Annotated in this window: 35 protein-coding genes and 2 pseudogenes; 23 read left to right on the top strand and 14 right to left on the bottom strand. The window is 58.3% G+C overall.

The features are described 5' to 3' along the window. The first annotated feature begins 81 nt into the window (after positions 1–81). From ACIK7D_RS25145 to ACIK7D_RS25110, 8 genes are all read left to right on the top strand, one after another. A complete protein-coding gene (locus ACIK7D_RS25145) occupies positions 82–699 on the top strand; it encodes a flavodoxin family protein (protein WP_400157787.1) in 618 nt (205 codons plus the stop codon). Positions 700–984: 285 nt separating this feature from the next. Next, entirely contained in the window at positions 985–1,302 is a 318-nt protein-coding gene (locus ACIK7D_RS25140; RefSeq protein WP_137005366.1) for a PepSY domain-containing protein, read from the top strand. 27 nt (positions 1,303–1,329) lie between these two features. After that, the gene (locus ACIK7D_RS25135) at positions 1,330–1,938 is read left to right on the top strand and encodes a general stress protein (RefSeq protein ID WP_080820180.1); all 609 of its coding nucleotides are present in this window, start codon (positions 1,330–1,332) and stop codon (positions 1,936–1,938) included. A gap of 67 nt (positions 1,939–2,005) precedes the next feature. Continuing rightward, positions 2,006–4,147 (top strand): catalase C, encoded by a 2,142-nt coding sequence (catE, locus tag ACIK7D_RS25130; protein ID WP_400157786.1) that lies wholly within the window; start codon positions 2,006–2,008, stop codon positions 4,145–4,147. 44 nt (positions 4,148–4,191) lie between these two features. Next, positions 4,192–4,692 carry a ferritin-like domain-containing protein gene (locus tag ACIK7D_RS25125; protein WP_080820182.1) on the top strand — a complete coding sequence of 167 codons (501 nt, stop codon included), beginning with the start codon at positions 4,192–4,194 and terminating at the stop codon, positions 4,690–4,692. Between the two features lie 76 nt (positions 4,693–4,768). After that, the gene (locus ACIK7D_RS25120) at positions 4,769–5,428 is read left to right on the top strand and encodes a DUF6766 family protein (RefSeq protein ID WP_400157785.1); all 660 of its coding nucleotides are present in this window, start codon (positions 4,769–4,771) and stop codon (positions 5,426–5,428) included. A 12-nt stretch (positions 5,429–5,440) separates the two neighbouring features. Then, entirely contained in the window at positions 5,441–6,064 is a 624-nt protein-coding gene (locus ACIK7D_RS25115; RefSeq protein WP_400157784.1) for a cysteine hydrolase family protein, read from the top strand. A 157-nt stretch (positions 6,065–6,221) separates the two neighbouring features. Further along, positions 6,222–6,419, top strand: coding sequence for a hypothetical protein (locus tag ACIK7D_RS25110; protein WP_135398167.1), 198 nt, complete (start codon positions 6,222–6,224; stop codon positions 6,417–6,419). Between the two features lie 21 nt (positions 6,420–6,440). Here ACIK7D_RS25110 and ACIK7D_RS25105 read toward each other — a convergent pair whose 3' ends face one another. After that, positions 6,441–6,671 carry a hypothetical protein gene (locus ACIK7D_RS25105; RefSeq protein ID WP_003520650.1) on the bottom strand — a complete coding sequence of 77 codons (231 nt, stop codon included), beginning with the start codon at positions 6,669–6,671 and terminating at the stop codon, positions 6,441–6,443. A 152-nt stretch (positions 6,672–6,823) separates the two neighbouring features. Between ACIK7D_RS25105 and ACIK7D_RS25100 the strand changes: the two genes are divergently transcribed. Both ACIK7D_RS25100 and ACIK7D_RS25095 read left to right on the top strand, forming a co-directional pair. Then, positions 6,824–6,991: a hypothetical protein gene (locus ACIK7D_RS25100; protein ID WP_400157783.1), complete on the top strand. Its 168-nt coding sequence runs from the start codon at positions 6,824–6,826 to the stop codon at positions 6,989–6,991. Positions 6,992–7,137: 146 nt separating this feature from the next. Beyond that, positions 7,138–7,662, top strand: a complete 525-nt coding sequence (locus ACIK7D_RS25095) for a sigma-70 family RNA polymerase sigma factor (protein ID WP_080820186.1) — start codon at positions 7,138–7,140, stop codon at positions 7,660–7,662. 402 nt (positions 7,663–8,064) lie between these two features. Here ACIK7D_RS25095 and ACIK7D_RS25090 read toward each other — a convergent pair whose 3' ends face one another. The 3 genes from ACIK7D_RS25090 to ACIK7D_RS25080 all read right to left on the bottom strand — a co-directional run bounded on the left by ACIK7D_RS25090 (position 8,065) and on the right by ACIK7D_RS25080 (position 9,573). After that, positions 8,065–8,292, bottom strand: a complete 228-nt coding sequence (locus ACIK7D_RS25090; protein WP_080820189.1) for a hypothetical protein — start codon at positions 8,290–8,292, stop codon at positions 8,065–8,067. Positions 8,293–8,415: 123 nt separating this feature from the next. After that, complete coding sequence (locus tag ACIK7D_RS25085) at positions 8,416–9,198, bottom strand: Crp/Fnr family transcriptional regulator (RefSeq protein ID WP_080820190.1); 783 nt, start codon at positions 9,196–9,198, stop codon at positions 8,416–8,418. Between the two features lie 15 nt (positions 9,199–9,213). Then, a complete protein-coding gene (locus ACIK7D_RS25080) occupies positions 9,214–9,573 on the bottom strand; it encodes a hypothetical protein (RefSeq protein ID WP_003520657.1) in 360 nt (119 codons plus the stop codon). Positions 9,574–9,892: 319 nt separating this feature from the next. On the opposite strand from ACIK7D_RS25080, the gene ACIK7D_RS25075 reads away from it, so the two are divergent. After that, on the top strand, positions 9,893–10,078 hold the full coding sequence (locus tag ACIK7D_RS25075) for a hypothetical protein (protein WP_400157782.1): 186 nt from the start codon (positions 9,893–9,895) through the stop codon (positions 10,076–10,078). A 25-nt stretch (positions 10,079–10,103) separates the two neighbouring features. On the opposite strand, the gene ACIK7D_RS25070 is transcribed toward ACIK7D_RS25075, so the two are convergent. Both ACIK7D_RS25070 and ACIK7D_RS25065 read right to left on the bottom strand, forming a co-directional pair. Continuing rightward, on the bottom strand, positions 10,104–10,439 hold the full coding sequence (locus ACIK7D_RS25070) for a hypothetical protein (protein WP_080820192.1): 336 nt from the start codon (positions 10,437–10,439) through the stop codon (positions 10,104–10,106). Positions 10,440–10,529: 90 nt separating this feature from the next. Then, the gene (locus tag ACIK7D_RS25065) at positions 10,530–11,186 is read right to left on the bottom strand and encodes a UdgX family uracil-DNA binding protein (protein WP_400157781.1); all 657 of its coding nucleotides are present in this window, start codon (positions 11,184–11,186) and stop codon (positions 10,530–10,532) included. 259 nt (positions 11,187–11,445) lie between these two features. Here ACIK7D_RS25065 and ACIK7D_RS25060 point away from each other — a divergent pair, with 259 nt between their 5' ends. After that, positions 11,446–12,192, top strand: coding sequence for a Crp/Fnr family transcriptional regulator (locus ACIK7D_RS25060; protein ID WP_080820195.1), 747 nt, complete (start codon positions 11,446–11,448; stop codon positions 12,190–12,192). Here ACIK7D_RS25060 and ACIK7D_RS25055 read toward each other — a convergent pair. Continuing rightward, entirely contained in the window at positions 12,175–12,414 is a 240-nt protein-coding gene (locus ACIK7D_RS25055; RefSeq protein WP_080821049.1) for a DUF6894 family protein, read from the bottom strand. The two genes, ACIK7D_RS25060 and ACIK7D_RS25055, sit on opposite strands and share 18 nt — an antisense overlap. Before the next feature lie 55 nt (positions 12,415–12,469). Next, positions 12,470–12,658, bottom strand: a complete 189-nt coding sequence (locus tag ACIK7D_RS25050; protein WP_080820199.1) for a hypothetical protein — start codon at positions 12,656–12,658, stop codon at positions 12,470–12,472. Positions 12,659–12,807: 149 nt separating this feature from the next. On the opposite strand from ACIK7D_RS25050, the gene ACIK7D_RS25045 reads away from it, so the two are divergent. From ACIK7D_RS25045 to ACIK7D_RS25025, 5 genes are all read left to right on the top strand, one after another. Further along, positions 12,808–13,011, top strand: coding sequence for a hypothetical protein (locus ACIK7D_RS25045; RefSeq protein WP_035237037.1), 204 nt, complete (start codon positions 12,808–12,810; stop codon positions 13,009–13,011). 42 nt (positions 13,012–13,053) lie between these two features. Then, the gene (locus tag ACIK7D_RS25040; protein ID WP_078051594.1) at positions 13,054–13,242 is read left to right on the top strand and encodes a hypothetical protein; all 189 of its coding nucleotides are present in this window, start codon (positions 13,054–13,056) and stop codon (positions 13,240–13,242) included. Positions 13,243–13,263: 21 nt separating this feature from the next. Further along, positions 13,264–13,554 (top strand): DUF3175 domain-containing protein, encoded by a 291-nt coding sequence (locus ACIK7D_RS25035; protein ID WP_080820200.1) that lies wholly within the window; start codon positions 13,264–13,266, stop codon positions 13,552–13,554. A 181-nt stretch (positions 13,555–13,735) separates the two neighbouring features. Continuing rightward, positions 13,736–13,915: a hypothetical protein gene (locus ACIK7D_RS25030; RefSeq protein WP_080820202.1), complete on the top strand. Its 180-nt coding sequence runs from the start codon at positions 13,736–13,738 to the stop codon at positions 13,913–13,915. Positions 13,916–14,045: 130 nt separating this feature from the next. Continuing rightward, a complete protein-coding gene (locus ACIK7D_RS25025) occupies positions 14,046–15,821 on the top strand; it encodes a thiamine pyrophosphate-binding protein (protein ID WP_400157780.1) in 1,776 nt (591 codons plus the stop codon). A 52-nt stretch (positions 15,822–15,873) separates the two neighbouring features. On the opposite strand, the gene ACIK7D_RS25020 is transcribed toward ACIK7D_RS25025, so the two are convergent. The 4 genes and pseudogenes from ACIK7D_RS25020 to ACIK7D_RS25005 form a co-directional block, all read right to left on the bottom strand. Further along, positions 15,874–16,389 (bottom strand): DUF305 domain-containing protein, encoded by a 516-nt coding sequence (locus tag ACIK7D_RS25020; RefSeq protein ID WP_400157779.1) that lies wholly within the window; start codon positions 16,387–16,389, stop codon positions 15,874–15,876. A gap of 107 nt (positions 16,390–16,496) precedes the next feature. Next, positions 16,497–16,943, bottom strand: coding sequence for a CBS domain-containing protein (locus ACIK7D_RS25015; RefSeq protein WP_078051597.1), 447 nt, complete (start codon positions 16,941–16,943; stop codon positions 16,497–16,499). A gap of 41 nt (positions 16,944–16,984) precedes the next feature. Further along, the gene (locus tag ACIK7D_RS25010; protein WP_080820207.1) at positions 16,985–17,299 is read right to left on the bottom strand and encodes a plasmid stabilization protein; all 315 of its coding nucleotides are present in this window, start codon (positions 17,297–17,299) and stop codon (positions 16,985–16,987) included. A 148-nt stretch (positions 17,300–17,447) separates the two neighbouring features. Further along, a pseudogene (locus ACIK7D_RS25005) lies at positions 17,448–18,377 on the bottom strand (LysR family transcriptional regulator). Positions 18,378–18,703: 326 nt separating this feature from the next. Here ACIK7D_RS25005 and ACIK7D_RS25000 point away from each other — a divergent pair. Further along, a pseudogene (locus ACIK7D_RS25000) lies at positions 18,704–18,869 on the top strand (aldehyde dehydrogenase family protein); the annotation flags it as partial. Positions 18,870–19,019: 150 nt separating this feature from the next. Next, positions 19,020–19,640 (top strand): NTP transferase domain-containing protein, encoded by a 621-nt coding sequence (locus ACIK7D_RS24995; protein WP_400157778.1) that lies wholly within the window; start codon positions 19,020–19,022, stop codon positions 19,638–19,640. 59 nt (positions 19,641–19,699) lie between these two features. On the opposite strand, the gene ACIK7D_RS24990 is transcribed toward ACIK7D_RS24995, so the two are convergent. Next, positions 19,700–20,062: a hypothetical protein gene (locus ACIK7D_RS24990; RefSeq protein WP_400157815.1), complete on the bottom strand. Its 363-nt coding sequence runs from the start codon at positions 20,060–20,062 to the stop codon at positions 19,700–19,702. 235 nt (positions 20,063–20,297) lie between these two features. Here ACIK7D_RS24990 and ACIK7D_RS24985 point away from each other — a divergent pair, with 235 nt between their 5' ends. Continuing rightward, entirely contained in the window at positions 20,298–21,986 is a 1,689-nt protein-coding gene (locus ACIK7D_RS24985) for a dihydroxyacetone kinase family protein (RefSeq protein WP_400157777.1), read from the top strand. Between the two features lie 117 nt (positions 21,987–22,103). Here ACIK7D_RS24985 and ACIK7D_RS24980 read toward each other — a convergent pair whose 3' ends face one another. After that, positions 22,104–22,562, bottom strand: coding sequence for an Lrp/AsnC family transcriptional regulator (locus ACIK7D_RS24980; protein WP_003521846.1), 459 nt, complete (start codon positions 22,560–22,562; stop codon positions 22,104–22,106). 123 nt (positions 22,563–22,685) lie between these two features. Here ACIK7D_RS24980 and ACIK7D_RS24975 point away from each other — a divergent pair, with 123 nt between their 5' ends. The 3 genes from ACIK7D_RS24975 (at position 22,686) to ACIK7D_RS24965 (ending at position 26,180) form a co-directional block, all read left to right on the top strand. Continuing rightward, on the top strand, positions 22,686–23,969 hold the full coding sequence (locus ACIK7D_RS24975; protein WP_400157776.1) for a cystathionine gamma-synthase family protein: 1,284 nt from the start codon (positions 22,686–22,688) through the stop codon (positions 23,967–23,969). A 184-nt stretch (positions 23,970–24,153) separates the two neighbouring features. Beyond that, positions 24,154–25,551 carry a cache domain-containing protein gene (locus tag ACIK7D_RS24970; RefSeq protein WP_020809086.1) on the top strand — a complete coding sequence of 466 codons (1,398 nt, stop codon included), beginning with the start codon at positions 24,154–24,156 and terminating at the stop codon, positions 25,549–25,551. Further along, positions 25,548–26,180 (top strand): response regulator transcription factor, encoded by a 633-nt coding sequence (locus tag ACIK7D_RS24965; RefSeq protein WP_059761235.1) that lies wholly within the window; start codon positions 25,548–25,550, stop codon positions 26,178–26,180. The genes ACIK7D_RS24970 and ACIK7D_RS24965 overlap by 4 nt, the downstream gene beginning before the upstream one ends. Positions 26,181–26,219 lie beyond the last annotated feature (39 nt).

The raw sequence follows: 26,219 nt of genomic DNA, 5'->3' as shown, positions 1-26,219 counted from the left end.
TGGCGGCGGCCGTCTCCCTCTCGGCGGGATATGGCCACCAAAACCAACATGCGGCAAAGGCCGCTGACAGAAGGAGCTATCATGTCTCTCAAGGTCCTCGCATTGAATGCGACACTCAAGTCTTCCGCATCGACGGAGCCGTCTTCGACTGAAAGACTGCTGGCGTTGATCCTTCGGGAGCTCGGCGATCATGATGTGCAAATCGAGACGGTCAGGCTTGCCGATCATGACATCAAGGCCGGCGTAACGTCCGATGAAGGCGAGGGGGACGCCTGGCCGGCCATCCGTCAAAAAATCGTTGCTGCCGACATTCTTCTGTTTGGAACGCCGATATGGCTCGGACAGCCTTCGAGCGTGTGCAAAAGAGCGCTGGAGCGCATGGACGCATTTCTGGACGAAACCGACGAACAGGGACGTATGGTGTCCTATGGCAAGGTCGCCGCGGCGGCGGTCGTGGGGAATGAGGACGGCGCCCACCATGTTTCGGCGGAACTTTTCCAGGCCCTGAATGATGTCGGCTTCACTATTCCTGCAAATGCGGTTGCCTACTGGGTAGGGGAGGCAATGGGTTCGAAGAATTTCGTTGATCTCGATGAAACCCCTGATGCCGTTGAAACCATGGTGAGCATGCTTGTGCGCAACACGGTGCATCTGGCTCTGCTCCTGAAGAACAGCCAATATCCGGGCGATGGGGCCTGAGATCATCAGTGCCGGCCTGCCGGATTTTCCTCACTCCTGGCCGTGAAGGGCGTCGTATAAAAACGACTGCTGCCAGTTTTGGGCCATGCCCGTCCGGCGACGCGGGCAAGGCGATCATCGTGTGAGGCGGCATTCTCCCCTGCCGATAATTATTTTCGGAACTCTCTGCATGTCGGTTTGTTCGAGAGGCGTTCATGCCGGCCCGAGATGGGTTTCCCGTCTCTCGGAGGAAAACTCCCGAAAGGGAGGCTCGCAATCCATGATCCTAGCGGAGGAAAAATCCAAATGAAGAAAACTGTTTTCGTTGCGTTGCTCTTAAGCGGCGGTGCGCTGTCGGCTTTCGCCCAGCAGACGCCAACCGCCAATCCCGGTGGCGATACGCCGGCTGTCGCGACACCGGGCGCCAATAATCCTACGGCTCCGGTGGAGGGAGCCAACAGCTTCACCGAAGCGCAAGCCAAACAGAGGATGGAAGATGCCGGTTACACGCAGGTCAAGAACCTGACGAAAGACGACAAGGGTGTGTGGATGGCATCGGGCATGAAGGGCGGCAAGACCGTGGCCATAGCGCTCGATTATCAGGGCAACGTCGTCGCCAAGTGAGGCGCGCAGGATTTTGGGAGAAGTGACATGAGAACCGTAACCGGACTTTTCGACGACTATGATGATGCAAGCGCCGCCGTCTCGGAACTGGAAAGAGCGGGAGTGCCGTCAAGCGATATCAGCATCGTGGGCAGCAATGCCGACAGGCGGCATGGAGAGGATTCAGATTCCAACGCAGCGGAGGGCGCCGGCACCGGCGCTGGCATCGGCGCGCTTGTGGGTGGCGCCGGCGGTCTGCTGACGGGGCTTGGATTGATGGCGATCCCGGGCGTTGGGCCGGTGGTTGCAGCGGGCTGGCTTGCCGCAACGGCAGTCGGGGCAGCGGGCGGCGCTGTCGCCGGTGGCGCTGCCGGCGGGCTTATCGGAGCCATGACCCGCTCGGGTGTTTCCGAAGAGGATGCCAATCTTTACGCCGAAGGGGTGCGCAGGGGCGGTACGCTGGTAACCGCCCGCGTGGAAGATAACCTGGTGCCGGAGGCGGAGGCCGTGCTCAAGCGGCAAGGCTGGGTAGACCCTGCGGAACGCCGCGCAGCCTATCGCGAGCAAGGCTGGACGGGCTTCGACGAGGCGTCGAGACCCTATGCGCCGGAAGACGTTGAACAGGAGCGGAACCGGTACCGCCGCTCGGCGATTTGACGAGGTCACCGTCAATCCGGGGGCATGGTTCTGTCATGCCCCTGGTCAACGCCTTGCAGGAGCTAACATGGCCAGAAAACCAGATTCCACTTCATCCGCCACTGCCACCGTTCACGACCAGAAGCTTGTTCGGGGGGCGGGCGGCGAACTGCACCAGACTGCCGCCGGGGACGAGCCCGTGCTGACGACCGCCCAGGGTGGGCCGGTGGCGGACGACCAGAATTCCCTTCGGGTTGGTCCTCGCGGGCCGCTTGTCGTGGATGATTTCCATTTTCGCGAGAAGATTTTCCATTTCGATCACGAAAGAATCCCCGAGCGCGTGGTTCACGCCCGCGGTTATGGTGCGCATGGCTACTTCGAGACCTATGAATCCCTTGCCGCCCACACCAGCGCCGATCTGTTTCAGCGGGCGGGTGAAAAGACCCCGGCCTTCGTACGGTTCTCGACCGTCGCCGGCAACAAGGGGTCGGCCGACCTCGCGCGGGATGTGCGCGGTTTCGCCGTGAAGCTCTATACCAAGGAGGGTAACTGGGATCTCGTCGGTAACAATATCCCGGTATTCTTCATTCAGGACGCGATCAAGTTTCCGGATCTCATCCATGCCGCCAAGCAGGAGCCTGATCGCGCCTTTCCGCAGGCACAAACCGCGCATGACACCTTCTGGGATTTCATTAGCCTTACGCCTGAAAGCATGAACATGGTGATGTGGATCATGTCCGACAGGACCATTCCGCGCTCCTTCCGGTTCATGGAAGGTTTTGGGGTGCACACCTTCCGCTTCATCAACGCGAAGGGGCAATCGACCTTCGTGAAGTTTTACTGGAAACCGAAGCTCGGATTGCAGTCGGTGGCGTGGAACGAAGCGGTCAAGATCAACGGCGCCGATCCCGATTTTCACCGGCGCGATCTCTGGACTGCGATCCAGTCTGGCAATTTTCCGGAATGGGAGCTGCAGGTTCAGCTTTTCGATCAGGATTTCGCCGACAGCTTCGATTTCGATGTTCTCGACCCCACCAAGATCATCCCCGAGGAGATATTGGCGCCCAAACCGGTCGGCCGGCTTGTCCTCGACCGTATGCCGGACAATTTCTTTGCCGAGACCGAACAGGTGGCGTTCATGACGCAGAACGTTCCGCCTGGCATCGATTTCAGCAATGATCCGCTGTTGCAGGGCAGGAATTTTTCCTATCTCGATACGCAGTTGAAGCGTCTTGGCGGGCCGAACTTCACGCATCTGCCCATCAATGCGCCCAAGTGTCCTTTCGCGCATTTCCAGCAGGACGGCCATATGGCGATGCGCAATCCGACCGGACGGGCGAATTATCAGCCCAATTCCTTCGGGGAAGGGCCAAGGGAATCACCGACGCGTGGTTTCCAGCATTTCCCGGCCGAGGAGCAGGGCGCCAAGGCAAGGTTGCGGCCGGAAAGTTTCGCCGATCACTACAGCCAGGCACGCCAGTTCTACGTCAGCCAGACGCCACCCGAGCAGCGCCATATCGCATCGGCGCTCACCTTCGAACTCAGCAAGGTGGAAACTCCCGTCATTCGTGAGAGGATGGTTTCGCATCTTCTCAATATCGATGAAACGCTTGCAGCAACGGTGGCGCAGAAGCTCGGCTTTCAGACGATGCCGAAACCGGCAGACGCCGCCATGCCGACCCGTCAGGATCTGGAGCCGTCGCCGGCACTCAGCATCGTTCAACGGGGTCCCAAACGGTTCGAGGGTCGCAAGCTCGGCATTCTCATTACCGACGGCGTGGACGCCAAGCTGCTGAAGGGGCTGACCAAAGCGGTCGAGGCAGAAAAAGCTGTCTTCGAGTTTATCGCACCCAAGGTCGGCGGGGTAACGGCGTCGGACGGCACCTTCGTCGAGGCACATCACATGATTGATGGCGGGCCTTCGGTGCTGTTCGATGCCGTGGCGCTGCTGACATCGGCGGCGGCGATCGATGAGTTGATCAAGGAAGCAACTGCCCGGGATTTCGTCGCCGACGCATTCCAGCATTGCAAGTTCATTGGCTACGACCAGTCGGCGCTGCCGTTGCTGGAAAAAGCGGGAATTGCCGATGTCATGGATGAAGGCATGCTGCCATTGCCGGGTGAAGGGGGGCTGGCTGCCTTCGTGTCAGAGCTCGGCAAACTTCGAGTCTGGGCGCGCGAACCGTCGCTCAAGCTCGGCAAGGCCTCCGTCCCCGTCGATAAGCAATGAAACATCCACTCCCACTCACCAACCAAAGCAACAGGAGACTAAAAATGGCTGAGAAGACATTGGAAGACCTTTTTCTCGATACGGTGAAGGATATTTATTTCGCGGAACGGCAGATTCTGAAGGCGCTTCCCAAAATGGCGCGGGCTGCGCAGTCAGCGGATTTGAAGGCGGCATTCGAAAAGCACAGGGACGAGACCGAGGTCCATGTGGAGCGATTGCAGAATGTCTTTGAGCTGCTCGGCAAGCCGGCACGCGGCAAGACCTGCGAGGCGATTCAGGGCATTATCTCGGAAGGCGAGGAAATCATGGAGGAGTTCAAGGGCTCACCCGCGCTTGATGCCGGGCTGATTTCTTCGGCGCAGGCCGTGGAGCACTACGAGATCACCCGTTATGGCACCTTGAAGACATGGGCGGTCGAACTCGGCATGAAGGAGGCGGCCAAATTGTTCGAGCAGACGCTTGGCGAAGAAAGCGCGACGGATACGGCTCTCTCTTCGCTTGCCCAGGCACGCGCCAACGTGAAGGCCAAATCCAGGGCGGCGTGAGCCGTCACGCAGACGTGCCGCTGATACCGGCGGCACGTTCAATTTTGCTGTTGTCTCTTTCCTGCGGAGCTGAACCATGAGGCTGTTTCGCGACAATGGATTGACGATTGTCCTTGTCCTGACTTCCCTGTTGACGATCGGTGGCATGCTCGCGACTGGCTGGGCTGTTTACAACGAGGAGCTTGCGCAGCATCAGGCGACGCCCCTTACGCTTTTTTCCTACGCAAAGAGCGGCCATTTTCTTTCCGCCCTGTTCGAAAACTGGGAGAGCGAATTTCTCCAGATGTCGGCGTATGTCATGCTGACCGCGTTTCTTTTTCAAAGAGGCTCGGCGGAATCCAAGGACCCCGATAAAGCGACGTCGCAGGACGAAGATCCCGCGCAAAGAGCATATGATCCCGAGGCGCCCTGGCCGGTGAAGGCAGGTGGATTTATCCGCACCCTCTATTCCTATTCTCTGGGATTGGCGCTGTTCTTCCTTTTCATCGTCAGTTTTGTTCTCCATCTGAAATACAGCGCTGATGCGGGGGCATTGGAAGCCGCCATGCATGGTGAGCCAGAGACATCGCTGTTTGCGCATCTGGGAAGTGTGGAGTTCTGGTTCGAATCCTTTCAGAACTGGCAATCGGAGTTTCTTTCGACCGCGGTTCTCGTCGTTCTCTCCATCTTTCTGCGCTTCCGCGGATCGCCGGAATCGAAGCCCGTTGCCGCTCCTCACAGTGAGACCGGCGGATAGGGGAGGAGGAAATTGGTCGCGTTTTCTGCCGAGGGAGACTGGCGGCACCTGTGCGTCGACATGCAGCGTGTCTTCGCCGAGGATACGCCGTGGCATGTCGAATGGATGGACCGTATCGGCGAAGAGGTGGAGGCTGTGGTTCAAGGCGATCCCGCCCGATGCATCTTCACCTGTTTTGTACCGCCGAAGACCGTTGGGGAAGCCCCGGGTGCATGGCGGGCTTATTATGAAAAATGGCCGATGATGACGCGGCAGGCGCTGGCGCCTGAACTCATCGACGTCATCCCCTCACTATCGCGCTACATTCCGCCCGCGCGTGTCTTTCGTAAAAGCGTGTATTCCCCGTGGCAGCATGGAGGCCTCGGCGAAATTCTGCGGCAGGAACAGGTTTCAACCCTGGTGATTACCGGCGGAGAAACCGATGTCTGCGTCCTTGCCACCGTTCTGGGTGCGATCGACCAGGGATTTTACGTCATTCTGGTCGAAGACGCGCTTTGCAGTGGAAGGGATGCGACACACGATGCGGCATTGAAGCTGCTGTCCGGCCGTTTTTCGACGCAGTTGCAGGTGTGCGATACGGCGACCCTCCTTGCGGCGCTTCCCATGCAATCCGCTCCGCGCTTCCTGAGACCCTGACATCAGAATCGTCTCGGACGATCAGCGGAACCAGCCAGCGGTGTGCCACAAAGGTTCCGCGCCGTTTTGGTGATCGTAGGTCGTCACCGAAGAAAAGGAACAAGCCTGCCCGTGCGAAGTTAGGCCGCCTATCTTCACATGAACCGGAGGTTCCGCCGTGGCCCAGACCATCGATCACGAAACCAGCAACAGCCTGAATATCGAGGCGGCGACCCCCAAGGTGATTAAGATCATAGTGGGGGAGCGGACGGTGCTCGAGGGCGTGCTGAACACCGGCAGCGTCTTGAGGGTGCAGACAAAAGAAGGCGCCGAGCCACAATCCATCGAACTTGTGATCGAGGACCTGGCTCGGTGAAGGTTGTCGTGTGCGACCGGATTAACCCTGGAAATTGCCGTCGCTGGTGTCTCGTTCGTCGTAGTTCAAATCCCAGTCCTTCTCGGGTTTCTTGACGCCGGGCGGCAGCTTGTTGACCGTTGCGTCGTCCGAACCGGTGATAACCCTTGGCTTCGCGCTCGCCACGCCGTTGTTTTTCGAGGTTTTCTTGCCGCGCGCAAATTGCGGTTCACTGTCCTTGTGAATCTGCTTCAGCTTGTCGTTCTTGTTCATGACATCCTCCTTGATCCCTCCCAAACCGTTTTCCCGCGCCACTGTTCCCTTAGTGCCTCAGCAAGATCGGAACCTCTTCATGGAGCTGCGGTTAGAAAGACCGGCCGGATAGCGGATCCGTCATTCCTGTAACCATAAGCGGAGATGAAGCGATGAACCGACCCGACGAGGATACCCAGCCGGAGCCCGGTACGGACGACGCCCGTTCCGGTGATAGTGAAGAAAGCCGCCGCGACAGGGAACAGACGAGAAAGAACGCTGAACGCATGATCGAACAGAGGCGGCGGAGGCAACCGGCCGGGCACGAGGACGAGGCCTGAAACCACCCTGTCCTGCCTCAACTATTACGCACGCCTGCGGTTTCCGATCAATTCAGCCGCAATCTTCATTGATTGCGCCATTGTACGTTGGCGTACAGCAACCAAGCGTCTGCCGGGACATTTCCCCATAGTGAAAGGATGGGAAAATGGCCAAGCACGCTGTGAGTGGAGTTTCCGGAAACACATTGAGTGAAGCGCAGCTGGAGGTGTTGCGCATCGGTATTGCGGATCTGGCGCCGGCCCTGACGGCTTTTGCGCGCCGCTTCGTCAGAAATGAGGAGGATGTTGACGATCTCGTCCAGGAGACGATGTTGCGGGGGCTTCGGGCTCTGCACGGTTTTACCCCCGGCACGGCGTTGAAATCATGGCTCTTCACCATTTTGCGCAACACGTTCTGCACCCGCTACAAGGTGTCGAGGCGTGAATGCGTCGGCTTGCCTGTCGGTATCGAGCAATCCATGTCCACCCCTGCCAGCCAGGAATGGCGTGTGCAGCATCAGGAGGTCATGCGAGCTATCCGCCATCTCGACAAGGACCAGAAAAAAGCTCTGCTGCTCGTGGCGGCAGGGACGAGTTATTCCGATGCCGCCGCCATCTGCGGCTGCCGGGTGGGCACCATCAAAAGCCGCGTCAACAGGGCGAGGGAGTCGCTACGTCGAAATCTGGACTGAGTGCTGGCGACAGCCAGCCACCTGCCGCGGACAGGCGGGCCGCTACCTGTCCTGCTGGTGACCTTGATGTGTCGTGTTTATCTTTATGTTTGCCTGCCTGCCGGTCTGCGTTGAAACCTTCTGTTCCTTGACGGCGGAGGTTTCTTCTGTGTTCAGACGGTCGTTGTCGCCGGGCCCTTGCTGGCTTCTGTTCTCTTGGGGAATGGGGAGTGTTTTCCTGGTCATGTTATACCTCGTCCGGCATGAGTTCAGTGGAGCCACCCGAACCATGCTTGCGCAGGTTTGTTCCCCTGTCCCTTGGCATGACGAGGTACGCGATTATCCGAAACCGTAGAGGAACGTCCTTTCAGACGTCACCGAACCTGAGACCAAGGCGAACGACAGCGAGGTAAGGCCGGAAAATCAGCCGACAAGCAATTTGGTTCGAAAATAGAGAGTTGCGAGCCGCTGAAGTTTCAGGGGATCGACAACGCCGCGATCATACATTTTCAGGACATAGCGGGCGACATCTGCCCGGCACAAAGCCGGGTCGCGTTCTGCGGACAGAACATTCTCGTAGGCTGCCTTAACGATGTTGATGTCTTCGTTCAGAAAAATTCCGGAACTCTGGTACTCGTGACTGGCGTGCATTTCACCTCCTTGAAACGCGTCCTGCATTTCACAGCGTGAGGGAAGATGAATCCATACTATAGGGAAACGGCCAAACGTAAATGTTCGGAAGCGTACCAACGACGATTGAGAAGGCCGTCCGGGCTACCGAACCCCGCTGCTTTCGACAATGGTTAGGTCGCCAAGCGGGATTTCAGGCCGGAAGTCGGGCAGAAAGCGGGCGAACATACGATTGCTTTCCTCCTCGGGCATGCCGTAGAGATCGCGCGCATAGGTCTCGAGCATCTCGCGGTTCCTGATCGTAATTCTGCCCCTTTCGGAACGAATGAACCCATGGCTTTCGAGAACATGGAGGGCGTCCGTTACACTCGCGCGCCTGACGGCGAGCATGGTTGACAAAAAGTCGTGCGTCAGTGGCAGGTGATTGCCTTCTACGCGGTCGTGGCACATCAGCAGCCACCGGGCGAGCCGCTCCGTTACGGACTGGGTGGCATTGGAAGACGCCGTGTATTCCACCTGGGTTCTTGAGATGTGCAGGGCACAGACAAGGATATCGGAAAAGACGCGATATTTTGCAAGAAGCGCTTCAAACGACCGCATGTCCATGAAAAGCGCTTCGCCGGGAGCCTGTACCACGATTTCGGTCAGGTTCGTTTCCGCGCCAGCGACCGCCCCTGTCGGCACAAATCCCTCTCTCCCGACAAGTCCCGCTTCGGTTTTGCGTTCCGATTTGGTGACTACCACGACGGAGGCAATGCCGGATGACAGGAAGAAAACATGCTCGATGGGCGCGCCGGCGGATATCAGCACATCGCCCAATGCGAGCTTGATGGGTTTGCAGACGCCCGTTACTTCACGCCGGACGTCATCGGGCAGGAGAGAAAGCAGAAAATTCGCTTCGCCATGGCCATCGGGTTGTTCCAGCATGACACGTGCCTCGCTTCAATGTCTGATGCCCCCTCCTTGCGCCATCAAAGCGGAAACAATGTTTTCGATGTCTTCCGAACGTCCGGAGAGGACAAAAGGTCCCGGCTCGCTGTCGATAACCGTCTCCGGCACGAAAAAAAGATAAGGAATTGCCTCTTCGTCCAGTTGCTCGGTGAGACGCAGCATGACGTCCGCCTCGTAACGAACGTCAATAATCGCTGCGGCAAATTTGAGAGCGTCTTCACTTTCTATGAAGCTGGCGGAGTAGGGCCCTTCCAGGCCGATCTGGGCATGAAACCAGGCCATTCTGATTTCCGATGTAACAGTATCTGTCATGCCGATGATCGCTATGGTGAGGCGTTTAACAGTCTGCATGCTTTACTCCTCGCCTGCCATCGGCATGCGTGTGCCTGTTCCCCACCATAACGCCGGAGCAAGATGATTTCAGCCGCCCGGTGACTGAATTTATCAAATAAGCGCGAGGGGAATATTGCGGTGTCAGAAATCGATCCCGAAAAACGGCGGCCCATGCTCGAGTTCGAGAAGCAATGACCTGATGTTGCAAGCGTCCTGCTGCGGAACAATTGCGGATGGATGGGGTTAGGCGCGGTGGCACATGAGGGAATATCCGATGCACGCCAAAAATGAGGACATGGCCGATGCGCCGCGGGAAAGCATCAGGCCCGAGCAAGACATGAACAGACCATTGAGCGAAAGGCTCGATTCGAAATTCTCGCCCGTCGGCATAGATGACGGCGATTTTCGCGGGCGCAAACGGACGTGGAAAACCATGATGGTCTACACGCTGGTCATATTCGCGCTCGCTGTCGCGATTGCGCTCTATTTTCTGACAGGAACGCATCCCGGCCGCCCGGCTTGAGATGAAGCCGGCCCCGCCATCCGGTCTATATTTTGCCGGCTGCCAGATTGCGGCCGCCGATCAATGGACAGCTGACTTCTTCGCTTCTTCGCCGCAAGGGAATATCCACCTGATAGGGCACAGCCACCATCACCTGCAGGGAGGTGCGCAACCGGTTCGGCGCCGTGGTGTCGGTCAGGGTCAGATAGGTGGTGGCGGCAAGGCGTTCCGCCTCTTGCGTCGGGACCACATCGCTCTCCAGCAGCTTTGCAGCCGCCAAAGCCAGATGGCGGCTGGGGTAAACAGCCCTCACGACGTCAGAAACGACAACGGCCCACCCATTTTCATGCGCGATGATCTGGTATTCGATGTTCTTGTCCATGGTGTTCAAGCCTCCCGGTTCGGTCGCCCCTAACCACGATGGGAAAAGCTTGTTCCTGACATTGCGGACGAATGCGGCAGGTCGGTTTCGCTAGGTCATCTCGCCAAGGATTTCGCCTATTTTGTGCAGGTCGGAAACAAAGGCGCGCTGCTGTCGCTCCGCCTCCTGCCGGTCGCGAAGGCGCAGCAGATAAGAGGGATGGATGGTGACGAGAAGGCGTGTGCCGCCCGGCGTCAAAAGAATATGCCCGCGTTCCTTCGTCACACCGCTCGTGCGTCCCGTCAGCGCATAAAAGGCCGTGGCGCCCATGGCCACGATAAGATCCGGATCGATAAGGCGCAGTTCTGCACCCAGCCACCAGGCGCAGCGCTGCACTTCCCCGCTGTTCGGGCGGGCATGCAGCCGTCGTTTCCCACGCTGCTCGAATTTAAAATGTTTTACGGCGTTGGTCACATAACATTGCGAACGATCTATCTCGGCTTGCCTGAGGCATTCGTCGAGCAGACGGCCTGCCGGGCCGACGAAAGGCCGGCCCTTCAGGTCTTCTTCATTGCCGGGCTGTTCGCCAACGAGGACCACGCGCGCCCGGCTGTCGCCGTCACCAAAAACCAGTTGGGTGGCGTGCCTGTAGAGGTCACATCTTTCGCAGCTTTCCGCCTCCTCATGTAAGACGCGGAGCGAGGGCGCGCCGGCGCTGTCGGGCTGGAAGGCGGGTGGTGGACGGTTTCTGCGCGTGCTTCTAGCCAAGGCGGTGGCTCCCGCTGTTACGGTCGCCCCGATTTCTGTGACGGTGCGGGGGCGACATACCCAATGACCGGGTTTCGATGTATGATGCTGCCTGAAAAATGGGCCAAAATTTGGAGTTGCGGCCATTCTGCGGCGCAGGAACGATCCGTTCTACAAAATGGTACGGAAACGTACTCACTGTTTTCATGTGATTTTCCGCTGCTAATATGACTGCTGCAGGTTGATGTTTTCGAGCAGAGGGGCGAACCGGCGAACCGCTATGCTTGGATCAGATTTTCTTGTTTATAACCGATTGTTGAAGACCCTCGGCGCAGAACGGCTGTCGCAGCTTGCGTCCCGGCTGGAGCCCGTGGATCTGCCGGCCGGGCATCAGCTCGTTGCCGCTGGCAAGCCCATTTCTCATCTCTGTTTTATCGAAACCGGCCTTGCATCGACCGTTGTTCATGATGACGGCGGCAAAAGCATTGAAACCGTGCTTGTCGGGCGGGAGGGCATCACCGGCTGGCCCGTTCTGCTGGGCGCGGAAACCACGCCGGATGAAACCACCATGGGCGTGGGCGGTCGCGGTTTCCTGATTCCGGCTGTTGAAATACGGCGGGAAATGGAGGAGGACGCGCGCCTGCGAGAGCTTTTGCTGGGCTATATCAATGTCTGCGTGCTTCAGGTTGGCCAGCTTGTGCTTGCAAATGGGCAATATAGTCTGCGGGAAAGGCTCGCACGCTGGCTGCTGATGTGTCATGACCGGCTCGATACGGATGATTTGCCCATTACCCATGAGTTTCTCTCCACGGTTCTGGGGGTGCGGCGGCCGGGCATCACCAACGAGCTGCATGTTCTCGAAGGCATTCATGCAATCCGCGCCAGCCGCGGAAACGTCCGGATCGTCAACCGCGGGATATTGGAAGATGTCGCCGACATGACCTATGGCGTTCCGGAAAGAGAATACGAAACACTGATGGCCCGTATGCAGTCGGATATTGCCGCGCCGTCAGTCTTTTCTGTCTAGAGCCTCGGAGAAGCGGACGACTTTCAGCACCTCGTGCTGCTTGTCCTGGATGATGATGGAACCTTCGGAAATGTCGCGCCCTTGCAGGATCGCCTCGCTCATCAAGGCGCGCGCGTCCTTGAGCGCCTCTTCAATCGCCCGGTCCAGTGAGGGTAGGTCGCTCCCCTCCTGGTCATCAAGGACGCTTTTGCCGCTGATCACAGTGAAGAAAAATCTTGGCATGGCGATATTCCCAAGAAATGACTTGTTCGCCGCTGGCGCTTGCAACGGCTGTTCCTCAGCCGAACTGCCGCAGATATTGGGCCTGTTTCTCAAGCCGTGTGGCAAGTTCGGAAATGCTCATATTTGTCGCGCATAAATGGATCGCGCATTCCAGAAATTGCAGCGACGAGCGCCTGAGAAAGTCCTGCTGCTGCTCATACGCAATTCTGGAGATGCGATCAGATTTGCCGGGTTTGTCCGTCATCGTCTGTCCCTCGGAATGGAGTGTCTGGCTCGCCTAACCGGGGGGGAGCGCAATTGTTTCGAAAAAAATCCCCTTTTGCCTCCCGGTCTTTGCGGAACATTGCCCCAGCAAAGTGGTTGGGGACCGTTGAAACCCAACCGGAGGCAATCATGACCAATAATTCTCCACGAGACGGCGCTCCCGGCACCACAGACCAATCACCGCGCTGGGAGGGGCCGAAGGAAAGCCGACCCAGAGGCTATATGAAACCCACCGACGACCCCGAGCATGATCGGGACGCTGTGGGTGAAAACCTCAAGGACCCACGGAAGAAGCGTGTTTCCGATGCGATGAAAACCCGCGACGACCAATAGGCCAGCGGTTTATCCGCTGCCACCCAACGACAGGAGGAATAAATGTCCACCTCGACAAAAACACCGGCAAGCATCCGGCAGGGCGGGCCGGGCTCTTCGCATGAAAACGCAAAGGCCCCGTTGGAGATCAAGAAACCTGCGGCAGACAATGACAAACGTTCGAAGAGCAGGGTTTCCGGCGGAGGGGGTGAGCGTGACAGCCACCACACCCATGACCCCGAACGGAAATAATGATCGGCCGGGAGAAGAACGATGAAAAAGGCAAAAAAGAAAAAGAAGTGGTCACAGAAGGTGACGAGGGAAAGCGATGCGCTCGATCTTGAGAAGGAGGTGTTCACCAAGGACGATCCCTCGCAGATCGCACGGTCGCTGAAAGCCTCGGCGGAACAATCCTCCAGGCGCAAGACTAGCCCTTTCCGGTCTGCAATGTCGATGCTGGTGTTTTACATCAACCGTGCTGGCCGGACGTTGCCCGGAAAACGCAGGGAAGTGCTGGAAGATGCGAAGGATGAGCTTCGCAAGGAATTCGGAAAATCGCGATAGACGCATGTACGCCTGCCCTTCGCCCCTATTGCTCGAAGCCAGGCCGGGCTCGGGGCTGTTCCGTAAAAAATCGCTCCTCACGAAATATTAAATCTCGGAACTCCTGTGGCGCGGCATGGTTGGTCTAGGGCGGGCCACAAGGCACGCAAGTGAAAAATCACCATATGAGGAGTGACATATCATGCCAAATCAAGGTGGTACGCACGAACAGCACGTGAAGGCCGGCCAGCAGAGCCACAAGAACAGCGACAAGCGTTCGCAGTCCGCATCGGCCTCCAATAATGGCGACAATGGCAAGACCCGCGGTGGCACACATGAGCAACATGTGAAGGCGGGTCAGCAGAGCCACAAAAACTCCTAACGCCGACAGACTGGAAATCCCCGCGCGCGTCGTGGGGATTTCCTTGTTTTATTCCCTGACGAGACAGGCAGTTTCATGACCGCTTTCGATGGCCGGTCTGGAACGACCGCCGAGAGTTGAGGAACTGATCATGACGACCGCAGCAGACGTTCTGGTGGAGACATTGATCGACTGGAAGGTCGACACGATATTCGGCCTTCCAGGAGATGGCATCAATGGCGTCATGGAGGCGCTTCGCAAACGTCAGGATGCGATAAGGTTTGTCCAGGTCCGACACGAGCAATCCGCTGCCTTCATGGCGACGGCCTATGCCAAATGGACCGGCAGGCTCGGCGTCTGTCTTGCCACTTCGGGTCCCGGTGGCACCAATCTCCTGACCGGTCTTTATGACGCCAAGCTGGACCAGGTTCCTGTCCTCGCGATCACCGGCATGCAATATCACGACCTGATCGAAACTTTCACGCAGCAGGACGTCAACCTGACCCGGGTTTTTGAGGATGTCAGCGTTTATAATACCGTCGTCAGCGATGCTGCGCATATGGAAAATGTCGCCAGCCTCGCCTGCCGCACGGCTATCGCGCGGCGTGGCGTCGCGCATCTCTCGATAGCAAACGACACGCAGGAAAAGCCAGCCGAGGAAGGACGGTCTCGCCGCAACCTGCCCAGGCATGTTCCGAATGACTGGTTCTCGTATCGTCCGAAACCCGCTGACGAACTCATCCACGAGGCAGCGTCCTTGCTCAATGGTGGCAGTAGGGTTGCGATACTTGCCGGACGCGGCGCCCTTGGCGCTGAGGAAGAATTGAAGCGAACCGCCGAACTGCTCGGCGCGCCGGTGGCGAAAGCGCTTCTGGGCAAGGCGGTGATGGATGATGACGACCCCTTTACCACCGGCGGAATTGGCATTCTGGGAACCGCCGCCTCCCAGGACATCATGAAAAATTGCGATACCCTGCTTATCGTGGGGTCGACATTTCCTTACATCGAATTTTATCCGGATCCAAACACCGTCAAGGCGGTTCAAATCGATCTTGACCCGCAGCGTATCGGACTTCGGCATCCCGTGCAGTGTGGCCTGGTGGGTGACGCAGGTGACATACTGAACCGGTTGAATTCGCTGCTGGAGAAAAAGAGCGACCGGAGTTTTCTGGAAGCCGCGCGGAAAGGAATGCGCACCTGGCGTGAACAGATGGCCGTCCTGACATCGGAGCAATCAACAAGGTTGAAACCGCAGCCAGTGGTGCATGCCTTCGGCAGGCGTATCGATGCAGACGGAATGCTTGTGACCGACTCCGGTCAGAACACGGAACTGGCTGCGCATCACATCGATCTGAAAACCAGCAACGCCTTTGCCGTTTCGGGTGCGCTCGCTTCGATGGCCTCCGGCTTGCCCTACGCCATTGCCGCCGGATTGGCCTATTCCGGCCGTAACGTATATGCGGTTGTGGGCGATGGCGGACTTGCCATGCAACTCGGCGAATTCTCCACCGCCGTCCGGCATTGGTTGCCTCTGAAGATTCTGGCTATCTGCAATGGGATGCTGAATCAGATTGCATGGGAGCAGATGATGTTCCTTGGCCATCCGCAATTCGCCTGCGAACTCGCACCCATAGACTTTGCCAGTGCGGCCGATGCAATGGGCGGAAAGGGTTTTACGATTTCCGGGTTTGACGAGATAGAACCGGTCCTTGACGCGGCGTTCGCCGAGGATGGCCCTGTTATCATCCAGTCGATTGTCGATAAATACGAGCCGATGATGCCGCCGAAAATGCCGGACGACTATGCGGCGAATTTCAAGAAGGCGCTGCCCGATACGCCGGGGCATCGGCAGATAGAAGAGAATATGGCGCGCGAGCCGCTGCGGACGATGATGCGTGGAAAAGGTCTGCCAAAAGCTGACCCTTGATAACTGGCGGCCATATCAGCTGTCCGACGCCGACAGAGACATGGCGGAGCAATCATCTCTGCGCGCCGCCAACCCTTGCGCTGAGGCGTTCGTCGATTGCGTTCATTCGCTCGATTTCGATCCGCTGGCCGCGGGAAATTTCCGAACAGAGCGCCATCAGTTCCAGGTCAGTGATTACCGCTTTCCGGCACATGAGAATGGCGCCGGAATGATGGGGAACCATCGAAGCAATGAATTGCCGGTCGCCGATCAGGGTCTGGCTACGCGTCCCGGTGAAGGCCGCCACGAAGAGGAGGGCGAGACCGGCATGGAGAAAAATGTTCAACCGCTTGTTCGGATACATCCCACCCATCGTCGCGAGCATGAGGATGCCCATCGGCGCAACCATGGTCAGCGCCATGTAAACCATGTTGAGATTGTGCCGGAAGTCGCCCCAGCCATCGATCATGGAGAACATGACGAGATACATGACCACAAGGCTGAGGACCATGTTAAGGGCGAAAGCCGCATAGGAATGGCTGGCGGTGTGGGCTTTCCTTTGACGAGGGGTGCCGTGATTGTCGTCCATCTGGTACTCCCGTTGCCGCGCAGCGACTTGCCCGGGGAGGATTACAGCCCTCGCCGGTGAAGATCTAATCGGCCGGGACTGTCAAAACAGCCCCCGGGGCCATCGGTTTAATGCGGCTGCACGCCGGACTGGCTGTGGGTGCCGCCGGGACGGGAGATCGCTGCCAATGCCTCACCCACGCCGTTGCCGTCGGTTTCCACGGCGACATCGCCGAGGGACAGGATTCCCACCAGTTGCTTGTTGCGGTCGAGGACGGGAATACGGCGGATCTGCTGATCGCCGAGATTGCCGCAGACATCTTCCACATCCTCGTCATCGAAGCAATATTTCACTTCTCTGGACATGATGTCGCTCGCTTTTGTGTCCGGACCTTTGCCTTCGGCAACCGCGCGAATTGCGATATCGCGGTCGGTCAGCATTCCTACCAGTTTGCCTTCCTTGCCGACCGGCAGCACACCGGCATCGATTTCCGCCATGATGCGGGCTGCTTCCTGAATGGTTTCTTCCGCATTCACGACACGCACATCATGCGTCATGACTTCCTGGACTTTCATCGCGGTAACTCCTTCTGACGGTAAATCCTTGCTGCGCACCCTTAGTGCTGGGCGTGCTGCTCATTGCGCTTGCGGGTGGCGGCGGCCTTTTTGGCGGAAGCGGATCGCTCTGCCTTCGGTCTTGCAGCAGCGGCCTCGCCGCCTTTGCGGCCACCCTTTTCGGAAGAGTCGTGGTTCTCGGCATGACCGCGACCGGAGCCGGATTTCTTGCCGCCGCCGCTTTCCTTGTTCACGGTGGCCCAAGCACGCCGCTCGGCCTCTTTCTCGCCAACGCCGCGATCCTCATATCCTTCTTCGATATGCTCGGCCTTGCGCTTCTGTTTGTCCGTATAGGAAGACTTGTCGCCACGGGGCATCGTGCTTCTCCTCTTGGTTGAAGCGCCCCTAACTACAGTGGTCAAACGATGTTCCCGAAGATGTGAGATCGGTTTTTCGTGTTCTGTGTCACTTCCGTTTGTAAATGGAAGGCTGCGATGCGCGCCCGTATTTTCGTTTTTAACGGCTCTAGCCAACCTGAATATGCTTGCTGGATCTGGCTCCGGGCAGCCCGAGCGCCTGCTGGAAATAGCTGCGAAATGCGAGCATCGCAGGTGTCAAGGTCGACCCCGTCCGCCAGGCAAGGCCGATGTCCATCGCCGGTATTTGCTCTTGAATGTTGATGGTCTCGATACGCCGGCCCTCGAGCGACCAGGGCCGATGAACCATGTCCGATAAAATGGCGATACCCTGGTTGTTGGCAACCATGGATCGCACGGTTTCGACCGAAGACGTGCGGAGAATCACGTTCGGGTGATAGGGTGTCCCGCTCCAATATCTCAAGGCGGACTTCTCCGCTTCATCGACCGTGAGCATGATATAGGGTTCTCTGGATACGTCCTGTAAGCTCACGATTGTATGCTGTAGCAGGTGATGCTGCGCCGACACCCACAATCGTCTGGCCGAACTCATCAGCGTTTCTGTCGTCAGCAGGGGATTTACGATGTTTGATGTCAGCAAAACCGACATGTCATAGCGGTTCGTCAGCAAACCTTCCTCGATGGCATCACGGTTCATTTCATAAAGCTGCACGCGAATCTTCGGGAACAGCCTGCGCATGCGTTCGATGTGCAGCGGCAGAAAATAGCCGATGACCGTGTAGGTGGCCGCGACGACCAGTTCGCCTTCAATGTCGCTGTTGATGAAATTGAGATGCATTGCCTCGTCAATCTTGGACAATATCTCATAGGCGTGAGAAAGGAATTCGCGTCCGGGCGGCATCAATTCCATCCCCTGGCTCGTGCGATTGAACAACGGCACGCCGACGATCTGCTCAAGATCCTTGACAGCGGCCGTGATCGCCGATTGCGAAATGTTCTGGTTTATCGCGGCCTATGAAACCTGACCGAATTCCGCTCTGGCAACGAAATATCGAAGTTGCCGGATGCTGAGTGTCATAGGCGCAAATTTCTCTTATTTTCCAAATGTTGCATTGCAAAACCAAATAATGCCGCGCAATAAAGCGCCATATCTGAGTACAATTTTTGTGCAAATTTCGTAAATATTTGTTTATTATTGATGATTTTTGTTCGTGTTCGAGGCCGTAATATCTAAAATACAGATAATAGAGCGTAAAAGAATCTATTTTCAAGAGCTGAAATGGCGCTTACGCTGACGCTAACAATCAGGGACTGGCGAGCGCAAATAAGATGCATGCGCCCCGCGCAAGGGAGAACACGTTGAAAGCGACTGTCGATATCATCTGCGATATGGGGGAGGCTTTTGCGGAAGCTCTTGAATATGGCATGGTCGGCGTCAATACCGGCCTCATCTCGACCGAGACCGCGCCGTTCGGAGGCATCAAGCAATCGGGTCTTGGACGTGAGGGAGTCCAGGCACGGCGTCGAGGACTATCTCGAAATGAAATATATCTGCATGGGCGGTCTTTAACGGAGGACCTATGCCACTCGTGGCAAAACCTTTCCACAGGACGGGGGTATATAGAGGCTTGCGTTGGCACTCTCATAGTGCGCGAGCCTCGATGAAATTTCTGAGGTGGGTAGACGGAGCCGGCCTTCTGTCATCCTGAGAGGAGATATTGTGAAACCGATCGTCGGAATAGTCCTGCTGGCGGCCGGTATGGCGCGGCGCATGAGATCGGACAGAAACCACAAGCTATTGGCGGAGTTCGATGGAGTGCCGCTCGTTCGCCGCTCGGCTTTCACTGCGGTGGATAGCGATGCCGCTTCGGTAACGGTTGTCGTCGGTCACCGCCAAAACGATATTCGCAGAGCGCTGGCCGGTCTGCCTGTGGCCATCGTTGCCAATCCCGACTATGCGACCGGGATTGCAAGCTCATTGAGGGTTGGAATTGCGGCTTTAGAGGAGAATGATGTCGACGGCGCCCTGGTCATGCTTGCCGATATGCCTGGGGTGACTGCGGCAGTTCTCAACCGGCTGATCGCAGCCTTTCGAAATGCTGATGGCCTGTCCGTCATCCGCGCAGTCGCACGCGGCAAGAATGGAAACCCCGTCATCCTGCCCCGTTCTCTATACGCGGCCATCTATCAGCTGGAGGGAGATGTCGGCGCCCGCCACCTTATCCAGAGTTCAGGACTCTCGGTGATTGATGTGGAGATCGGCGACGCAGCCGAGATGGACATAGATACACCCGAAGCAGTCAGAGCCGCCGGAGGCATTCCAGAGGATGATCTGGGATGATTTGACCTGACGGCTTCCTTGAACTTTTCCGACGAACCGAGCGCGCGGCCACCCGAACTTCAGGCTTCGACAGCTCCGCTGACATCATCCAGAAGAAAGTGCACGTTCACATAGCGCGTCGTGTATTTCTGACCGCTATCGGAGACGCTTTCGATGCTGCCGCCGTCGGAGGGGTGCCATTTCTGGTAATGGGGGTTGTTGGTGATCAGCGTAATCGCTTTGTCAGAGAACCTGCCGTTCAGCCGGTAGCGGGCCTCTGCGAGATGCCAGATTTTTTCAAAATCCTGCTGGCTGATCCGGGCTTTCAAGGCCTTTCTGGATATTGTTTTTCCGGGCGAACCATCGTCATGCGCCGCCGATGGAATATGTAGGTCAACCTCTTCTGCACCGTCCAGCAGAAACGCAAATTCGTCTGGCCACATCCGTCTCACGTATCGCTCCTCCCAAAGCTTACCGTCCTACAGCGTCGTCATGATAGCGCCTCCGCCGCGAGAGGCAATGGCGGATATGCACCTGTGTTTCCCTCGCGCGCCCTCAATCGATGCCGCGAGTTCGAATAGCTGGAACTTGAAATTGGCCGGGAGATCGTGCTTGTTCACGGTCAACAGGGCACGTGCGCGTTCCCGCCGGTCGACGAACTGCATCGAGGAGCAAGGCATGAAGAAACTCATCAACGATCCAGCTACCGTTGTGCGGGACATGCTCGAAGGCGTGGTGGCCCTCAGCCCTGCAACCGTCCTGCTTGCGGATGAGAATGTCGTTATCCGGTCTGGCCTTCTGGACCCGGAAAAGCGCAGGGTGGCGGTCCTGTCGGGCGGGGGCAGCGGCCATGAGCCGGCCCATGCGGGTTATGTCGGCGCGGGCATGCTCACCGTTGCGGTGGCAGGCGATGTCTTCACCTCGCCGAGCACCGATGCGGTTCTTGCGGGCATCAGGGCTGCGGCCGGACCTGCCGGCGCTCTGGTTATCGTCAAGAACTACACGGGCGATCGGCTGAATTTCGGATTGGCGGCCGAACTGGCGCGGGCTGAGGGCATTCCGGTCGAGATCGTGGTCGTCGCCGATGACGTTGCGTTGAAGGACACAGTTCCCGACGATCGCCGCCGGGGTATTGCGGGCACAGTGCTTGTGCATAAGCTCGCCGGCGCGGCCGCGGAGCAGGGACTTCCCCTTCAAGAGGTGGCCCGCATCGCCCGGGAAGCTGCCGGAAAATTGGCCTCCATGGGAATATCGCTGGGGTCCTGCACGCTCCCTGCCGTCGGCAGGCCGGGCTTCGTTCTTGGCGACGCTGAAATCGAAGTCGGGCTCGGCATCCATGGCGAGCAGGGTGTCCGGAGGATGTCCATCGCATCGGCGGACGAGCTCGTGAAGCTGGTCCTCGAGACGATCGAAGCCGATGGCAGGCTGAAGAGCGGGGACCGGGTTGCGCTTCTGGTCAACGGACTGGGATCGACGCCGCCAATGGAACTTGCGGTCGTGGCGCGATCCGCCGTCGCGCGCCTGGAAGCAAAGGGCGTCATGGTCGAACGGGCATGGGCCGGTACCTTCCTCTCCGCCCTCGACATGCCCGGCTTTTCCCTGTCGGTCATGCATGTGGACGACGCAATGGTCAACCTCATCGATGCGCCAACCGATGCCGGCGCATGGCCGCGCGGCGGTGCGGTGAACCGCAACCGCGTCTTGCCTTCGGCAGGTGTTAAGAAGAGCGTGACTGCGGAAATCAGGATAACAGCCGCCGGTGAACGACTGCGTTCCGCGGCGGAGCGGATCGCCCGAGCCCTGATCGCCGCAGAGCCCATACTGACGCAGCTGGACAGTGTCACGGGCGACGGTGACCTTGGAACAAGCATGGTGCGAGGCGCCGAAGCAATATTGGCGCTGCCCGGGGAGAGCTTCGCAGATGTGTCCGGTGGTTTGATGGCGATGGCAAATGCGATGCGGAAGGCAATCGGCGGAAGCTCGGGCCCCTTTTACGCCACGGGCCTGATGCGCGCTTCGCGCCATCTTGCCGGGATCGAAAAGCCGACGGCCCAACAGATGGCGGAAGCGTTCGTGGCTGCCGTTCTCGCCGTCTCGGAACTCGGCGGCGCGAAACCGGGGGACCGTACGATGATAGATGCGCTTCATCCGGCCGCGGAAACGTTCCGGGACAAGCTCGCAGCCGGAGCTTCGGCCGACGTGGCCTGGCGATCCGCCGCGGCGGCAGGCATCGCAGGCGCCGAGGCGACGACGTCGATGAAGCCGCGGCTCGGGCGCGCAAGCTATCTTGGCGAGCGGGCTATAGGACATCCCGATGCGGGAGCGGTCGCCGTCAGCATCTGGCTTGAAGCAATCGGGAACGATTAGCGCCGATGGGCGGCGGGCCGGAACATGCATGCGCCGCCCAGGCACCTCTAGAACCCTGCAATGCCGAGCGTTGCGGGAGCCGGATGAGAAAGCGGATTGCCGCCGTGGCCGTGACGCTCAGATGCGCCGCGCCTTGATCGTGTTCATGACGAAGCTGGTCTCGATGGTCTCGACGCATTTCAGCTTTGCGATCTTGTCCTTGATGAAACGCTCGTAATCCTCCAGCCCACCGCACATGACCTTGAGCATATAGTCCCTCGGCCCCGTGACCAGATGACATTCGAGAACCTCGTCCCAGTCAAGCACGGCCGCCTCGAACATCCGGATTTCGTCATCGTGCTGGCGGCTGAGGCGGACGGACGCAAGGGCGGTCATGGTCCATCCCTCGATTGCCGGATTGATGATCGCGGAGTACCCTTTGATGGCGCCCATCTCCTCCAGGCGTCGAAGCCGCCGCAGGCACGCCGATGCCGACAGTCCGACCCGCTCGGCAAGTTCGTTGTTCGTGATCCGCGCGTCGGCAGACAATTCCTTGAGTATCCGCCTGTCGATCGGGTCCGCAATTTTTTGCGACATAAATGACCGTTCTCCGCAATATATTGCTTCATGAGACAACTTGACGCTTCAGAATGCAAGGTATTTTGGTTTCACTGCGTGTAACCTGCAGGTAGTTCAACGCCAGCTGAGGGATCATCGGAAATGACCGCGCCGCATCCGTCCAAAACCCATATCGGCAACCACGCTCTCCATCCTGAAACCCAGATGCTCAATTACGGTTATGATCCGGAATTGTCGGAGGGCGCCGTAAAGCCTCCCGTGTTCCTGACATCGACCTTCGTTTTCAAATCGGCGGAAGACGGGCGCGACTTCTTCGACTATGTCTCCGGCCGCAAGGAGCCGCCCGAGGGCAGGGGCGCGGGCCTCGTCTATTCGCGCTTCAACCATCCGAACAGCGAAATCGTCGAGGATCGTCTTGCCGTTTATGAGCGCACCGAGAGCTGTGCGCTGTTCTCCTCGGGCATGTCCGCCATTTCGACGACACTTTTCGCCTTCGTCCGGCCCGGCGACACCGTGCTCCATTCCCAGCCGCTGTATGGCGGCACGGAGACGCTGCTGGCCAAGACCTTCCATAATTTTGGCGTCTCGGCAGTGGGGTTCGCCGATGGTGTCAGCGAGACCTCGGTGATGGCTGCCGCAGAGGAGGCAATGGCGAAAGGCAGGGTCTCCGTCATCCTCATCGAGACCCCCGCCAATCCGACAAACAGCATTGTCGATATCGCGATGATGAGCCGGGTCGCCAACGTGATCGGCGAAAGGCAGGGGCACAGGCCGATCATCGCCTGCGATAATACGCTTCTCGACCCGGTGTTCCAGCGGCCCATCGAATACGGTGCGGACATCTCGCTCTATTCGCTGACGAAATATGTTGGCGGGCATTCCGACCTCATTGCCGGGGCAGCGCTCGGTCGGAAGGATGTCATGAAACAGGTGAAGGCGTTGCGTGGAGCAATCGGCACGCAGCTCGATCCGCATTCGTGCTGGATGCTCGGACGTTCCCTTGAGACGCTGCAGATTCGGATGGAGCGGGCGGACAGCAACGCCAGGGTCGTGGCGGAATTCCTGAATGCGCATCCCAAGGTCGAGAAAATCCATTACCTGCCGTTCAGCGATCCGGCGTCCGCGGTTGGCAGGGTATTCGCTGCTCAATGCTCCGGCGCGGGATCGACCTTCTCGTTTGATATCGTCGGCGGGCAGGCAGCCTCTTTTAAATTTCTCAATGCGCTCAACATATTCAAACTCGCGGTAAGCCTCGGCGGCACGGAGTCTCTTGCCTCTCACCCCGCAACGATGACGCATTCGGGAGTTCCTGCCGATGTCCGCCAGCGCATCGGTGTGCTGGATTCCACGATCCGGCTGTCAATCGGCATCGAACATCCCGACGATCTTGTCGCCGACCTGACCCTTGCCCTGGATCACGCCTGACGAAAACGGGGACGCCGCTTACCCCACGCGCCACAGAAATGATTGAAAGCCGCCCTCAGGTTACAAGCCTGGATAGGGTCACTCACAGTCGCATCGCGCGGCTCGCTTTCCAACGTCGCCGATTTGCGGCATTAAGTGTTGTGAAGTGAAGTGTGCAAGATGAATGTGTCGGGGGGGGGGGCGCATGAAACTCAGGAGCCAGATTCTCGCATTGGCCATCGGGCCTCTCGTTCTTGCGATTATCGTCATTACAGCGCTGATCACGTGGCAGTCCATGACGCTGGCGCGCACGAGCATCGATGCGTTCGAACGCAACATGCTCGCTGCAAAGGAGGCTGAACTCCTCAACCTCACCAATCTTGCCCTTTCGGCGATCCGCTCGGTCTATGACAGGGCAGGGCCTGATGACGAGGCCGCGAAGGAAGAGGTCAAGCGCATCCTGACCGGTCTCGACTACGGCACTGACGGCTATTTCTTCGTCTATGACTATGACGGGCTGAACGTGGTCCATCCGCGACAGAATTTCCGGCCGGGGAACAACTGGCTGGATCTCCACGATCCCGATGGCAACCGGGTGATTTACGATCTGATCGTTGAGGCGAAAAAGGGGGGAGGGCTGGTCCAGTACAAGTGGGAAAAACCTTCCACAAAAAAAATGGCCGACAAGCTTTCCTTTGCGGCCGGCCTCGACAAATGGCGCTGGATGATCGGTACCGGCGTTTACCTCGACGACGTTTTTGCGACGACGGCGGCGGCGAAGGAGGAGTTGCGGCATTCAATCACCTGGAACTTCCTGATCGTCGCCCTGTTTGCGGTTCCCGCCGTATTGCTGGTGTTTGCCACCTGCATGCTGCTCAATCTGCGCCAGCAGCGGCTGGCGGATGGTCGGCTCAAGGAGTTGATGCAAAGGATCATCGATACCCAGGAGGAGGAGCGTCTGCGCATTGCCCGGGAGTTGCATGACGGCATTTCCCAAAATCTCGTCGGCGTGCGTTTTGCGATCGATCTCGCGCGGCGCAAGGTCACGCCGGATAATGTCGGCGCTGTCGAGGCAATCGGCAAAGGCGCCATTGCGCTGAACGAAGCGATCAAGGAAGTCCGCCGCATCTCGCATGATCTTCGCCCGCGCGTCCTCGACGATCTGGGGCTGACGGCGGCTCTGGAATCCCTCATCTCGAGTTTTTCCGAACGCACGGGAATTGCGGCGACGCTTGAATCCGTGGCCTTCAAGCATATGCTTGTCCCGGAGGCACGCGTTGCGCTTTACCGTGTCGCACAGGAAGCGCTGACCAATATCGAGCGCCATGCCGGCGCGACGCAGGTCGCCATCCGGTTCTCCAGTCGCGATGAACGGGTCCAGATGGATGTCAGCGACAATGGCCGCGGCTTTCCGGCCGTTCGGACAGAGAACGGGATGCCGGCAAGCAAGGGGCTCGGTTTGAGAAACATGCAGGAACGCATGACGCATTTCGGGGGCAGGCTGGATGTCGAAAGCTCCGCCAGGGGAACCGTTCTGCGGGCGGTGTTGCCCATCACCGCCATGAAGGATCGCAATAGCGGCTTACAGGAGGCCGCCGAGTGACCGTTCATCCGATCCGTGTGTTGTTGATCGACAACCATCCTCTGGTTCTGGATGGGTTGAGGGCCGTCCTCGAGACTTACGAGCATCTCGCAGTCGTTGGAACCGCGGTGTCCGCCATGGCCGGTATCGACGCGGCTGTCGCCACGCGGCCCGATGTGGTGCTGATGGATATCAACATGCCGCAGATCAATGGCATCGATGCCCTGGAGCTGTTCAAGGAAAAGCAGCTTTCCGCCCGGGTGTTGATGCTGTCGATGCATGACAGCCGGGAATATATATCGACCTCGGTCATGTATGGCGCGGCGGGTTACATTCTGAAGGATGTGGCGACCGAAGAAATAGTCGCCGCAATCGAAACCGTGGCTGCCGGCGGCACCTATTTTTCCTCTGGCGTTCGCGATGTGCTGATGGAGGGGTCTTCCGGCAGGCTGAAGGCGCTGACGACACGCGAGCAGGAGGTTCTGCTGCTGATCGCGCGCGGAAAGAGCAATCGCGATGCTGCCCTGGCGCTCGACATCGCCGAGCGCACGATGGAAACCCACCGCAAGAATATCAAGAGGAAACTGGATATAGCGACGACCGCCGGTCTCATCCGCTATGCGATCGATAACGGGCTTATCAAAGAATAGCCGCTAAGGGCTTGAGGCCCCGGAATGTCGCCATCCAGG

The sequence above is a fragment of the Agrobacterium sp. P15N1-A genome (genome assembly GCF_044626815.1).
Taxonomy (GTDB): domain Bacteria; phylum Pseudomonadota; class Alphaproteobacteria; order Rhizobiales; family Rhizobiaceae; genus Agrobacterium; species Agrobacterium leguminum.
The sequence above is the reverse complement of the archived record's forward strand: the minus strand, read 5'-3'. Positions and strand labels throughout refer to the sequence as shown.